The following is a 12,428-nucleotide window of genomic DNA, read 5'->3' on the forward strand; positions in this document are numbered from 1 at the left end:
CCTTCAGCACACCCAAAAACAGGTTTCGACAGGCTCAACCACCGGGCCAAACCACAAGCTTTCAAGGAGCACCCCATGAGCAAGATGCGTACCGTTGATGCAGCGGTGGCCATCCTGGAAAAGGAAGGCGCCATCGAGGCGTTCGGCCTGCCAGGCGCGGCCATCAACCCCTTCTATTCCGCCATGCGCGCCCACGGCGGCATCCGCCACACGCTGGCACGCCACGTTGAGGGTGCCAGCCACATGGCCGACGGTTTCTCACGCGCCAAGGACGGCAACATCGGTATCTGCATCGGCACCTCCGGCCCCGCCGGCACCGACATGATCACCGGGCTCTACGCCGCCTGGGCAGATTCGATCCCCATGCTCTGCATCACCGGCCAGGCGCCGGTGGCCAAACTGCACAAGGAAGACTTCCAGGCCGTGGACATCGAGTCCATCGCCAAGCCAGTCACCAAGATGGCCATGACCATCCTGGAACCGGGCCAGGTTCCGGGCGCCTTCCAGAAGGCTTTCCAGCTGATGCGTTCCGGCCGCCCCGGCCCGGTGCTGCTGGACCTGCCCATCGACGTGCAGATGGCAGAAATCGAATTCGACATCGACACCTACGAGCCACTCCCCGTCGAGAAGCCCAAGGCTTCGCGCAAGCAGCTGGAGAAGGCCCTGGACATGCTGCTCGCCGCCAAGCACCCGCTGATCGTGGCCGGTGGCGGCATCATCAACGCAGGCGCCTCCGCGCAGCTGGTGGAGCTGGCCGAGACCCTCAACGTTCCGGTGATCCCCACCCTGATGGGCTGGGGCACCATCCCGGACGACCACCAGCTGATGGCCGGCATGGTGGGCCTGCAGACGAGCCACCGCTACGGCAACGAGAACTACCTGCAGTCCGACTTCGTGATCGGCATCGGCAACCGCTGGGCCAACCGCCACACCGGTGGCCTGGAAACCTACACTGCCGGCCGCAAGTTCGTGCACATCGACATCGAGCCCACCCAGATCGGCCGCGTGTTCTCACCGGACCTGGGCATCGCGTCCGACGCCGGCGCGGCGCTGGCCGGGCTGGTTGAGCTCGCCAAGGAGCGGGCAGCGGCCGGGTCCCTGCCGGACTACAGCGCCTGGGTTGCCGAATGCCAGGACCGGAAGGCCTCCCTGCACCGCAAGACGCACTTCGAGAACATCCCCATCAAGCCGCAGCGCGTGTACGAGGAGATGAACAAATCCTTCGGCCGCGACACCACCTACGTGTCCACCATCGGCCTGTCGCAGATCGCCGGCGCCCAGATGCTGCACGTCTTCGGCCCGCGCAAGTGGATCAACGCCGGCCAGGCGGGCCCGCTGGGCTGGACCGCCCCGGCAGCCCTCGGCGTCGCCCGCTCCAACCCGGACCAGACCGTGGTGGCGCTCTCCGGCGACTACGACTTCCAGTTCATGATCGAGGAACTGGCCGTGGGCGCGCAGTTCAACCTGCCGTACATCCACGTGGTGGTCAACAACTCCTACCTGGGCCTGATCCGCCAGTCCCAGCGCGGATTCAACATGGAGCAGAACGTGTCCCTGGCGTTCGAGAACATCAACAGCGCGCACCTGTCCGGGGACACCCGCGGCTATGGCGTGGACCACCTGAAGGTGGCCGAGGGCCTGGGCTGCAAGGCCGTCCGCGTGGAGGACCCCAACGACCTGGCCGCCGCGTTCGACAAGGCCAAGGCCCTGATGGGCGAGTTCCAGGTTCCCGTGGTGGTGGAAGTGATCCTGGAAAAGGTCACCAACATCTCCATGGGTGTCGAAATCAACGCGGTGAACGAGTTCGAGGAACTGGCAGAGACCGCCGCCGACGCCCCCACCGCCATCCTGGCCCTGCAGGCATAACCATGCGCGTGGTTATTGCCCCGGACAAGTTCAAGGGATCGCTGTCCGCCCCGGAGGTGTGCAGCTACCTTGAGAAGGGCCTGCAGCGCGGTGCCGGCGGCAACCTGGACATTGTCCGGATTCCGGTGGCCGACGGCGGCGAGGGCACCCTCGACGCCGCCGTCGGCTCCGGTTTCACCCGCCGCACGGCAACGGTGAGCGGCCCCACCGGCCAGCCCGTGGCGGCGGAATTCGCGGTCCGGGGCCACGAGGCCGTGATCGAGATGGCGACGGCGTCCGGGCTTGCCCTGGTGCCAAGCGTCCGGACCGGCCGCCGTCCGGATTCGGCGGATGCCACCACGGCCACCAGTCTGGGCACCGGACAGCTGATCCGGGCAGCGTTGGACGCCGGCTGCCGTCGGATCATCCTCGGGGTGGGCGGAAGTGCCAACACCGACGGCGGCGCGGGGCTCCTCCAGGGGCTCGGCGCCAGGTTCCTGGACAACAGGAACAACGAACTCCCACCGGGCGGGGCTGCGCTGGCAAACCTGCACAGCATCGACTTCACCGATTTCGAACCCCGCCTGGTGGACACACGGTTTGTGCTGGCATCCGATGTGGACAACCCGCTGCTGGGCGCCCAGGGCGCCGCGGCGGTCTTTGGTCCGCAAAAGGGCGCCGCGCAACAAGACGTCGGCATGCTCGACGCCGCCCTGGCCAGGTTCGTCGAAGTCCTGGCCAGGGAAATCGGATTCCGCGCCGTCAAGGCTGCCGAGGCTCCCGGAGCCGGGGCAGCCGGCGGGGTCGGCTACGCCGCCATCGCCGTCCTGGCCGCAACGCGGCGGCCGGGTATCGACGTCGTCCTTGAATTCACGGGGCTGGCGGACCGCCTGGCGGGCGCCGACCTGGTGATCACGGGTGAAGGCAGCCTGGACGAACAAAGCCTGCTGGGCAAAACGCCGATGGGTGTTGCCCGGGCAGCGGCGGCCCAGGGCGTTCCCGTCCTGGCCGTCTGCGGCCGGACCACCCTGGACCCGGACCAGGCCGCGGCAGCCGGGTTCGAGGACATCCATGCTTTGACGGCGCTCGAAACCGATGTAAACAGGTGCATAGCAGAGGCAGGGCCGCTGCTGGAGCAACTGGGCACCCAGATCAGTGCGGGGCTGGCGGCCAACAGGCCTGCCACCGCAAGTACCAAGGAGGACCTCCGTGTCTGAAGAACGCTTTGACCTCGTCATCCGGGGCCGGCGCATCCTGACCACCGCCGGCATCGCCCCGCGCGAAGTGGGGGTGCGCAACGGCAGGATCGTGGCCATCGAGCCACTGGGCAACGGCCTGGCCGGAGCCGAGGTCATCGAACTGGCCGACGACGAGACCCTGCTCCCGGGCCTGGTGGACACCCACGTCCACGTCAACGAGCCCGGCCGCACCGAATGGGAGGGCTTCGCCTCCGCCACCCGCGCCGCGGCAGCCGGCGGCGTCACCACCATCATCGACATGCCGCTGAACTCCGTCCCGCCCACCACCACCGTGGAAAACCTCAAGCTCAAGCGCGAAGTGGCCGAGGACCAGGCGTTCGTCGACGTCGGTTTCTGGGGCGGCGCCATCCCCGGCAACAAGGCCGACCTCCGTCCCCTGCACGACGAAGGCGTTTTCGGCTTCAAGTGCTTCCTCCTGCACTCCGGCGTGGACGAATTCCCGCACCTCGAGGCGGACGAGATGGAAGAGGACATGGCCGAGCTGAAGTCCTTCGACTCGCTCATGATCGTCCACGCCGAGGACTCGCACGCCATCGACCGCGCACCCCACCCGGGCGGGGACCACTACGAAACCTTCCTGGCCTCCCGCCCCCGCGGCGCCGAGAACAAGGCGATTGCCGAGGTCATTGAACGCGCCCGCTGGACTGGTGCGCGTGCGCACATCCTGCACCTGTCGTCGTCGGACGCCCTGCCCATGATTGCCAGCGCCAAACGCGACGGCGTCAAGCTCACCGTGGAGACCTGCCCGCACTACCTGACCCTGATGGCGGAGGAAATCCCGGACGGTGCCACCGCCTACAAGTGCTGCCCGCCCATCCGTGAAGCCTCCAACCGGGAACTGCTGTGGCAGGGCCTGCTGGACGGCACCATCGACTGCATCGTCTCGGACCACTCCCCCTCCACGCTGGACCTGAAGGACCTTGAGAACGGCGACTTCGCCGTGGCCTGGGGCGGCGTCTCGTCCCTGCAGCTGGGCCTGTCCCTGATCTGGACAGAAGCGCGCCACCGCGGCATCCCGCTGGAACAGGTGGTGTCCTGGATGGCGGAACGGCCTGCCAACCTCGCGCGGCTCACCAACAAGGGCCAGCTCGCCCTGGGCTATGACGCCGACTTTGCCGTGTTCGCCCCGGACGAGGCATTCGTGGTGGACGTGTCCAAGCTCAAGCACAAGAATCCCATCACCCCGTACGACGGCAAGGCCCTATCCGGCGTGGTGCGCAGGACCTTCCTCCGCGGCGCCGCAGTGGACGGCCAGACCCCTACGGGCAGGCTGATCCGCCGCGGCGGCGTCTAGGGACGCGCCATGGCAGTGGAAGCACACCATCCCCGGACGGCTGTTCCGCACCCGGCCCATCAGGCGGTTCCGGCCAGGCGGGCCACCGCCCACGGGCTGGCCGTGTGGGTGGTTCCCGCCGAAGGAACCACCCCGGAACTCCTGCGCCACGCCGCCCAAATGGTCCTCGCCAGGGCCCTCGAAACTGCTCCGGAGGCGGAAGTCCATTGGCCTGCCGCCGGAGCCCCCACGTCCGGGGTCTCCGCCGGCACGGAAGGAGCCGCAGCCGACTCCTCTCGCGTTCCTTCCGCGGCGGAGAACCCCGGCGCAACCAGGCCCGACGGCGGCACGCGACTGCCGCCGTCGGCCGGCCCCGTCAGCCGGGTCGCCGTGGACCTCGCCGCCGACTCCGTCCTGCTGGACGGCAGCCCGGTGGCGCTGACCGGCGTCGAATACAAGGTGCTGCGCTACCTGGTGACGCACCTGTCCCGCACGGTAGGCCGCGAAGAACTGCAGGATTTCCTGGAATCACTGGATTTCCCCGGCGCCACCGCCCGTTCCATCGACGTCTACGTTGGCAGGATCCGCAAGAAACTGGGCAACGCCCGCCATGCCGTGGCCACCGTCCGCGGCGGCGGCTACCAGTTTGTGCCGGGCCCGCTCGCGGCCGTTCGGGGTCCGGCGGAATACTGCATATGACGCGCTGGTTTGTATCAGTAAGCGGTGACCCGCTTCACTTGATGTTTGGCCATCACTGACCGAGTCTTACAAAGGAACGCCATGAGCCCCACCCTGACCACCAAGCTTCAGCCCGGTACCCCGGCTCCTGATTTCACCCTCCGGGACGCCCAGGGCCGCGAGACCTCTCTGGCCGATTACCGTGGCAAGAACGTCATCGTCTACTTCTACCCGAAGGCCGCAACCCCCGGCTGCACCACGGAGGCCTGCGACTTCCGCGACAGCCTCGCCTCCCTCCAGGGCAAGGGCTACGAGGTAGTCGGCATCTCCCCGGACGCCCAGGAAGCCCTGGCCGGCTTCACCGGCGACTTCTCCCTCACCTTCCCCCTCCTCTCCGATCCCGACCACGCGGTTGCCCTGGCCTACGGCGCCTGGGGCGAAAAGCTGGTCCACGGCGAAATCCACGAAGGCATCGTCCGCTCCACGGTTGTGGTGGACCCTGAAGGAAACGTCACCCTGGCCCAGTACCAGGTGCAGGCCGACGGCCACGTCGCCCGCCTCAAGGAAGCGCTGGGACTCTAGACCCGCCACCCCTTCCCGCAGCATTTCCGCGGACGCCCCGGCACCCTGTGTGCCGGGGCGTCCGGGCTTAAGCCGCAGTTTCCGCTGCCGCCTGCGCGTACGATGCCGACACCCGGCGGTAGACCGGGGCCAGGAAGGCCAGCAGGGCGGCCACGATCATAATGATCCCGGCCACCAGGAACACCAGGGCGATGCCGCGGGAGGTGCCCTCACCCAGGAGTGGTGCCAGGCGCGCGGCGCCGTCCGCGGACCGCGCGTACGGGATGATCCAGTACTGGGCCATGGGGGCGATGAGGAACGCCGTGACGGGGGCGGCAGCGGACTCGAAGGCCATGGCGAAGCCAAAGACACGGCCCTGCCGTTCCAGCGGCACCACCCGCTGGATGACGGTCTGTTCAGCGGCCTCCACGAACGGCACCAGCACCAGGTACAGCCAGATCCCCAGGACGTAGAGCCACGCCCACTCCCTGAGCGTGAACATCGCGCCGAGCACCCCCATGGCCGCCACCGCAAGCAGCAGGGTCCGCAGCGGGTTGGCGCCGAGCCCGAATTTGCCAATCAGCGCGCCCCCTATGATGAACCCCGTGGATCCAACCGCAAAGACGGCGCCCCACATCTCCACCGAAAACATCTCCAGCCCGTACGGGTCCATCAGCGCCATGTAGACGCCGCCGATGAAGTTGTTGAACGTGGAAAACACGATCAGCGCGAACAGCCCCGATATGGCCAGGACGGCAGTGAACGAACCCCGAAGGTCGAAGCCACCGTGGGCGTCCGATGCCGCCACCTGGACCTCCTCGGGCATCCGGAGCGTCAGGAGGTGCGCCGCAGCCAGCGCCGTGAGCACCAGCGCGACGGCGATGGTCCAGCCCATGCCCAGCAATCCGACCGAGAGTCCGGACAGCAGCGACGTGACAATGAACATCAGCCCCTGCACCATCCCCACCAGCCCATTGGCATTGGCCCGCCGCTCCGGCTCGATGAGAATGGTCACCGTGGTGGACAGGGCGATGTTCCGCAGGTTCTCCACCACGGCCCCCACCAGGATGACCACGGTGAAGATCCAGAACCACGGCCGCCCCAGGTCCAGCAGGGACGCGGCAGGCGTCAGCAGGAACATCACTCCTGAGAGCACGAACATCACCAGGGTGAAGGCGGCGGCGAACCGCATCACGGCCAGCTTCCGGTACCGGTCCACGAACGTGCCGAAGCTGATGCTGGACAGTGCAATCAACAGCATGTAGGCGCCACCCACCACCCCGGTGGCGATCACGTTGCGCGTCTCCAGGTACAGCCAGAACGTCAGCGCGAACCACAGGTAGCTGGTGGTGATGTTGGCCAGTGCGGTGTTAACCAGGATGCCGGCGAAGGTGCGGGAGCGTTCGCCCGGCGTTCGCAGGGAGGCGGCAACGGTATCCGGATCCGCGGCAGCACTGCCCGGTTCCTGCGGGGTCATGCGTCCCAGTGTAATGAGGGCCGGCGCGCGCCAACAGGGTGGAAGCCGGACTGGGAGGCAGCTGGGGGCCGGAGGCGTCCAGGGTTAGCATCGCAGCATGGACATTGAGGTGCGCCCCGCAACGGGCTTCGAGGACGTCAGGATCTTGGTGGGGCCCAAACGGCCCGACGCCACCGTCTGCTGGTGCCTGAGCTACCGCATCCCCCCGCAGCAGAACGCGTCCTTGCGGGGCGAGGAGCGCGGGGAGCTGGTCAGGCAACTGGTGGCCCATGATCCGCCGCCGGGCGTCGTGGCGTACGACGACGGCGAACCAGTCGGGTGGGCAGCGGTGCACCCTCGGGCGGACACCAGCTTCGCCCGGAACAGGCGGATTCCCCACGTCGACGGCCAGGACGCCTGGTCGGTCTGGTGCCTCCGCGTCCGTCCCGGCCACCGCGGCAAGGGAATTTCGCACCATCTGCTGGCCGGCGCCGTTGCCATGGCCCGCGCTTATGGCGCTCCCGTGGTGGAGGGCTATCCCGTGGACAACGGCGGCCACAAGGTGGACCTCACCATGGCATACGTGGGTACCCGCAAGCTCTTCGAGGATGCCGGCTTCACGAAGGCTGCGGACACCACCTCGGTGCTCAACGGCTTCCCGCGGGTGCTGATGCGGCTGGAACTGGAGTAACCGCGCTACTTCCGGCGCCAGTACTTTCCCCAATCGATTTCCATGGCCCACAATGCCAGCAGCATCGCGTCCATGGTCATGAGTCCAGCCATCAGGTACGACCAACCGACAAACAAACTCACAGCAATCTCCTGACTATCCCCAGCCAATCGATTGCTGCTAAGTGTGGCACCTACAAGGCAGCGACGGAATGCCCTCCGCCCGCAGTCTTTAAAAGGGCCTCAAGCCTGTGGTGCGCCTCGGTCTCCAGCTTGAGCCGGTGGGTGAGTTTTTCCACCTGCCTGGACATGTCCTCGCCAACCTGCAGCCGGTCCCCGGGCCAGCTGGAGACCTCCCGGGATTCGGCGAGTGCCTGCTCCAGTTCCCTGGCAGCGGCCCGTACCTTCCGTGAGTGGAAGAGGACGCGCAGGAAGGCCTTGGCTTTGTCCATCCCGTTTTGTTTTACGTGTTCCATTGGCTTCCCCGCCTTCCGCAAGCTGGCCAGCTTCCGCGCGGTCGTCGTCGTACCCTGGTTCACGGAAAGCTGCTGCGTTGTTTCGAGTGTGACCGGCGTTCCTCAACGTCCCGGCAAGCAGGTCCCAAGATTTCCGCAAGATCGGGTCGGCGTGGTTCCTGCACCACGCGTTTGTCAGCGACGTCACCAGAAACTGTGAAGCCTAAGACATGCCCTGTGCGCCTTAATACTGTAGAAGTAGAGCATGGTCTCTCCCTCCGAATCCCGCCGTGCGGTGGTCATCGAAGATGATCCGGACATCCGCGGACTGCTGGTCCGTGTCCTGGTCAAGCAGGGCTTCGACGTCACGCACGCAGGCGCCGGCCTGCCGGGCGTGGAGGAAGTCCGCCGGCGCAAGCCGGACCTGGTGACGCTTGACCTGAACCTGCCGGACCTTGACGGGCTGGAGGTGTGCAAGCTCCTGCGCGAATTCTCGGATGCGTTCATCGTGATGCTCACCGCCCGGGCAGACGAACTGGACAAGCTGACCGGCCTGGACAACGGCGCCGACGAATACATCAGCAAGCCGTTCAGCCCCCGCGAACTGCAGTCCAGGATCAATGCCCTGTTCCGGCGCCGGCCCTCCGCCGCCGCGGAATCGGCGGCCCGGGGCGAGCTGGAACGTGCCACGGAGGTGCAGCAAAGCCTCCTGCCGAAAGAGGACATCCGGGTGGACGGCTACGACGTGGCAGGCCTGTTCCGGCCCTCCCGCAACGTGGGCGGCGACTTTTACGACTGGTACCAGACCCCTGACGGGCTCCACCTGACCTTCGCCGACGCCATGGGCAAGGGCATGGGCGCGGCCCTGATCGCGGCCACCGTCCGCGCCGTCATGCGCTCCACCGGCCTGCGCCAGGACCTCGACGCCGGTTTCGCCTCCGCCAGCAAGGCGATCGCCACGGACCTGGACTCCTCCAACTCCTTCGTGACCCTGTTCCACGCCCGCCTGGACGCGGCGTCCGGCAACGTCAGCTATGTCGACGCCGGGCACGGCCTGGCACTGCACGTCCAGCCTGCCGGGCCGGCGGACCGCCTCCCCTCGGGCGGACCACCGGTGGGAGCCTGGCCGGGGACACAATGGCCGCAGGCCAAACTGGAACTGGCACCCGGCGACTCGCTGGTGGTGGTCAGTGACGGCGTGCTGGACGTCTTTGAATCGGTGGAGGACTTCACCGACGCCGTCCGGCGGGCCACGCAGTTGGCAGGTTCGGCGCAGGAAGCCACCAACGCCATCCTGGCCCTGGCTCCTGCAGAGACGGCCGAGGACGACGTCACGGTGGTCGTGGTCCGCCGCCTCCCCGAAGGCGTGGCCGCGTGACCCGCTTCTGGACCCGCCTGGTGGTGGTGCTGACCGTCCTGACCGGCCTGAACTACATCGCCTGGCGCTGGATGTCCTCGCTCAACTGGGACGCCTGGTGGATCGCCCTCCCCCTGGTGGCGGCCGAAACCTACAGCCTCATCGACGTCATGCTCTTCGGCATGACCGTGTGGAAGCTGAAGATCCGCAAGGGTGCGCCGGAGCCGCCGCACGACGCCACCGTGGATGTGTTCATCACCACCTACAACGAGGACCTGGACATGGTCCTCACCACCGCACTGGCGGCCCAGAAAATCCGGCACCCGCACAGCACGTGGATCCTGGACGACGGCGCACGCCCTGAGCTCAAGGCCCTCTGCGAAAAGCATGGCCTGGGCTACGTCACCCGGAGCGATGACTGGACCAAGGACCTGCCCCGGCACGCCAAGGCGGGCAACCTTAACAACGCCCTCATGGTCACCCACGGTGAGTTCCTGCTGATCCTGGACGCGGACCAGATCCCCGAGCCGGACATCCTGGAAAAGACCCTGGGCTACTTCAACAACCGCCGGGTGGCCCTGGTCCAGACGCCCCAGTACTTCAGCAATGTTCCTGCCAGCGATCCGCTGGGCAGCCAGGCACCGCTGTTCTACGGCCCCATTCAGCAGGGCAAGGACGGCTGGAACGCCGCCTTCTTCTGCGGATCCAACGCCATCCTGCGCCGCGAGGCCCTGATGCAGCTGGGCCTGGTGGGCTACGTCAAGGAGACCGAAAAGAGCATCCGCCGCGCCCTGGCCGCCTCCCGGGCAGCCATCAAGCAGTCCCGGAAGTCGGCGGACGTGGAGTCACCCCTGGTGGCGGAGGTCCTGGACGAGGTAGAGGCCGCCACCCGCGAAGCCCAGGAGGAAGTGGACGCCGGCCGGCCCCTCAGCGAAGTCACGTACCGGGTCCGCCGCCGCGTGGACGCCGCCGTGCAGACCCTGGTCCAGGCCGACGTCGCAGCCCTGCAGGCCGACCTCGAGGAAATCGCCGCGATGGAACTGGCCCATGTGGGCGAGTCCGGCGTCCCGGTGGTGGCGGACGACGCCGTGCAGCGGATGTCCGCCCGCGACTGGTCCCCCCTGGGTGCCCTGGAATCCGTCCAGGCCGTGCTGGATGCGCTGACCGTGGAACGCAGCAACGAGGCACAGCCCGTCATGCCGCTGGCCACCATTTCGGTCACCGAGGACATGGCCACGGCGATGCGCATGCACGCCATGGGCTGGGAGAGCGTGTACCACCACGAAATCCTGGCGTATGGCCTGGCGCCGGAGGACATCGCCACCATGCTCACGCAGCGTCTCCGCTGGGCCCAGGGCACCATCCAGGTGCTGCTCCGGGAGAACCCCCTGGTGCAGAAGGGCCTCAAAATCGGCCAGCGCCTGATGTACTTCGCCACCATGTGGACGTACCTCAGCGGGTTCGCCGCCGTCATCTATTTCGCGGCCCCCATCATCTACCTGCTGCTGGGCATCCTGCCGGTCAGCAGCCTCAGCTGGGACTTCTTCATCCGGTTCATCCCGTTCATGGTGGTCAACCAGCTGCTGTTCGCCGTGGCTGGCCGCGGCATCCCCACCTGGCGCGGCCAGCAGTACAGCCTTGCGCTGTTCCCCACCTGGATCAAGGCGTGCACGACGGCGGCCCGCAACGTCTGGTTCGGCCGTCCCCTCGGGTTTGCCGTCACCCCCAAGGCACGCCAAAGCGGTGGACCCAGCTGGAGCCTCATCCGGCCCCAGATCGTGGTGTCCATCCTGCTCGCCCTGGCGGCCGTCGTCGGGATTGTCCGCTTGGCCACCGGCCTGGCGGAACCGCTGGGCACCCTGGTCAACGTCGTCTGGGTGGTCTTTGACCTGGTGGTCATGAGCATCCTGGTCCGCGCCGTCCTCTACAAGGGGTACGAGCCGGCCGCAGAACCTGCAAACAGAGAGGAATCCTGATGGAGTTCAGTTATGAGGTCAAAGACTCGTACGCGGAGGTCAAGGCGGACGGGCGGCTGAACATGGTCTCCGCGCCGAAGCTGCGCGAGTTCGTGACGGATGTGATCGCGGGTGGGTCCAACCGGATCGTGGTCAACCTGGAAAACACGGCGTTCATGGATTCCTCTGGACTCGGCGCGCTGATCGGCTGCCTGAAGGCCGCCCGCCAGGCCGGCGGGGACCTGAGGATCGCCGCCGTCCAGCCCCAGGTGAACATGGTGCTGAAGCTGACCAGCATGGACAGGGTCCTCACCGCCTACCCCACGGCCGAGGAGGCGTTCAGCAATGACTGAGGTCCTGGCTTCGCGCAGCTTCCGGGGACCCGCCGCCGAGGACGCCATCGAGGCAGTCCACAACGACCTCGACAGCCTGTGGCTCGACGTTCCGTTCGTCAACGACATGGACCAGATGACGTTCACCACCGCGGTCATCGAGTCCGCGTCCAACATCGTCCAGCACGCCCAGCCCGCCGGCGACCGGGACGTGGAACTGGGTGTGGAGACCACCGTGCAGCAGGCCATGCTGCAGGCACGGGTCAGCGCCTACCACGCGAAGCCGCCGTTCGGCCCCATGGAGCCGGCCGTCCCCGGCGAGGACGCAGAGTCGGGGCGCGGGCTGGCCCTGATCGAGGCGCTGGTGACCACGGTGACCTTCGAACGCCAGGACGGCACCAACACGTGGGTCCTGTCCCGGACGTCGTCGCAGGACTAGGGACTCCCGAACCGCTTGACAGTGCAGCGCGCCTGCTCTTGAATATTACGTATGCTGAAATAACAGTTCCATGATGCGGAAGCCTGCTTGTGGAGTTTCCACAGGCAGGTGCCGGGTTTTCCGGCGTCCGCATAGCCGTCACCATGGAT

Annotated in this window: 12 protein-coding genes; 10 read left to right on the forward strand and 2 right to left on the reverse strand. The window is 67.1% G+C overall.

The annotated features are described in order from the left end of the window. Positions 1 to 75: 75 nt before the first annotated feature. The 5 genes from gcl to bcp all read left to right on the forward strand — a co-directional run bounded on the left by gcl (position 76) and on the right by bcp (position 5,637). Positions 76 to 1,866, forward strand: a complete 1,791-nt coding sequence (gene gcl, locus ACZ9J7_RS04840; protein WP_476207484.1) for a glyoxylate carboligase — start codon at positions 76 to 78, stop codon at positions 1,864 to 1,866. Between the two features lie 2 nt (positions 1,867 to 1,868). Continuing rightward, entirely contained in the window at positions 1,869 to 3,062 is a 1,194-nt protein-coding gene (locus tag ACZ9J7_RS04845) for a glycerate kinase (protein WP_476207485.1), read from the forward strand. Beyond that, positions 3,055 to 4,398, forward strand: coding sequence for an allantoinase AllB (gene allB, locus ACZ9J7_RS04850; RefSeq protein ID WP_476207487.1), 1,344 nt, complete (start codon positions 3,055 to 3,057; stop codon positions 4,396 to 4,398). Before ACZ9J7_RS04845 ends, allB begins: the two co-directional genes overlap by 8 nt. A 9-nt stretch (positions 4,399 to 4,407) precedes the next feature. Next, a complete protein-coding gene (locus ACZ9J7_RS04855; RefSeq protein WP_476207489.1) occupies positions 4,408 to 5,076 on the forward strand; it encodes a winged helix-turn-helix transcriptional regulator in 669 nt (222 codons plus the stop codon). Positions 5,077 to 5,157: 81 nt separating this feature from the next. Further along, positions 5,158 to 5,637 (forward strand): thioredoxin-dependent thiol peroxidase, encoded by a 480-nt coding sequence (gene bcp / locus ACZ9J7_RS04860; RefSeq protein ID WP_476207491.1) that lies wholly within the window; start codon positions 5,158 to 5,160, stop codon positions 5,635 to 5,637. A 67-nt stretch (positions 5,638 to 5,704) separates the two neighbouring features. Here the strand turns inward: bcp and ACZ9J7_RS04865 are convergent, their stop codons facing one another. Next, positions 5,705 to 7,093, reverse strand: coding sequence for an MFS transporter (locus ACZ9J7_RS04865; protein ID WP_476207492.1), 1,389 nt, complete (start codon positions 7,091 to 7,093; stop codon positions 5,705 to 5,707). Positions 7,094 to 7,190: 97 nt separating this feature from the next. On the opposite strand from ACZ9J7_RS04865, the gene ACZ9J7_RS04870 reads away from it, so the two are divergent. Continuing rightward, entirely contained in the window at positions 7,191 to 7,763 is a 573-nt protein-coding gene (locus ACZ9J7_RS04870; protein ID WP_476207494.1) for a GNAT family N-acetyltransferase, read from the forward strand. 172 nt (positions 7,764 to 7,935) lie between these two features. On the opposite strand, the gene ACZ9J7_RS04875 is transcribed toward ACZ9J7_RS04870, so the two are convergent. Beyond that, the gene (locus tag ACZ9J7_RS04875; protein WP_476207496.1) at positions 7,936 to 8,217 is read right to left on the reverse strand and encodes a hypothetical protein; all 282 of its coding nucleotides are present in this window, start codon (positions 8,215 to 8,217) and stop codon (positions 7,936 to 7,938) included. Between the two features lie 244 nt (positions 8,218 to 8,461). On the opposite strand from ACZ9J7_RS04875, the gene ACZ9J7_RS04880 reads away from it, so the two are divergent. The 4 genes from ACZ9J7_RS04880 to ACZ9J7_RS04895 are packed head-to-tail and all read left to right on the forward strand — an operon-like array spanning position 8,462 to position 12,279. Further along, the gene (locus ACZ9J7_RS04880) at positions 8,462 to 9,574 is read left to right on the forward strand and encodes a PP2C family protein-serine/threonine phosphatase (RefSeq protein ID WP_476207497.1); all 1,113 of its coding nucleotides are present in this window, start codon (positions 8,462 to 8,464) and stop codon (positions 9,572 to 9,574) included. Next, positions 9,571 to 11,529, forward strand: coding sequence for a glycosyltransferase family 2 protein (locus tag ACZ9J7_RS04885; protein WP_476207499.1), 1,959 nt, complete (start codon positions 9,571 to 9,573; stop codon positions 11,527 to 11,529). The genes ACZ9J7_RS04880 and ACZ9J7_RS04885 overlap by 4 nt, the downstream gene beginning before the upstream one ends. Further along, positions 11,529 to 11,861: an STAS domain-containing protein gene (locus ACZ9J7_RS04890; protein ID WP_476207501.1), complete on the forward strand. Its 333-nt coding sequence runs from the start codon at positions 11,529 to 11,531 to the stop codon at positions 11,859 to 11,861. Before ACZ9J7_RS04885 ends, ACZ9J7_RS04890 begins: the two co-directional genes overlap by 1 nt. Beyond that, entirely contained in the window at positions 11,854 to 12,279 is a 426-nt protein-coding gene (locus tag ACZ9J7_RS04895; RefSeq protein ID WP_476207503.1) for an ATP-binding protein, read from the forward strand. Before ACZ9J7_RS04890 ends, ACZ9J7_RS04895 begins: the two co-directional genes overlap by 8 nt. Positions 12,280 to 12,428: the final 149 nt, after the last annotated feature.

This window comes from Pseudarthrobacter sp. TE9888 (genome assembly GCF_056279345.1).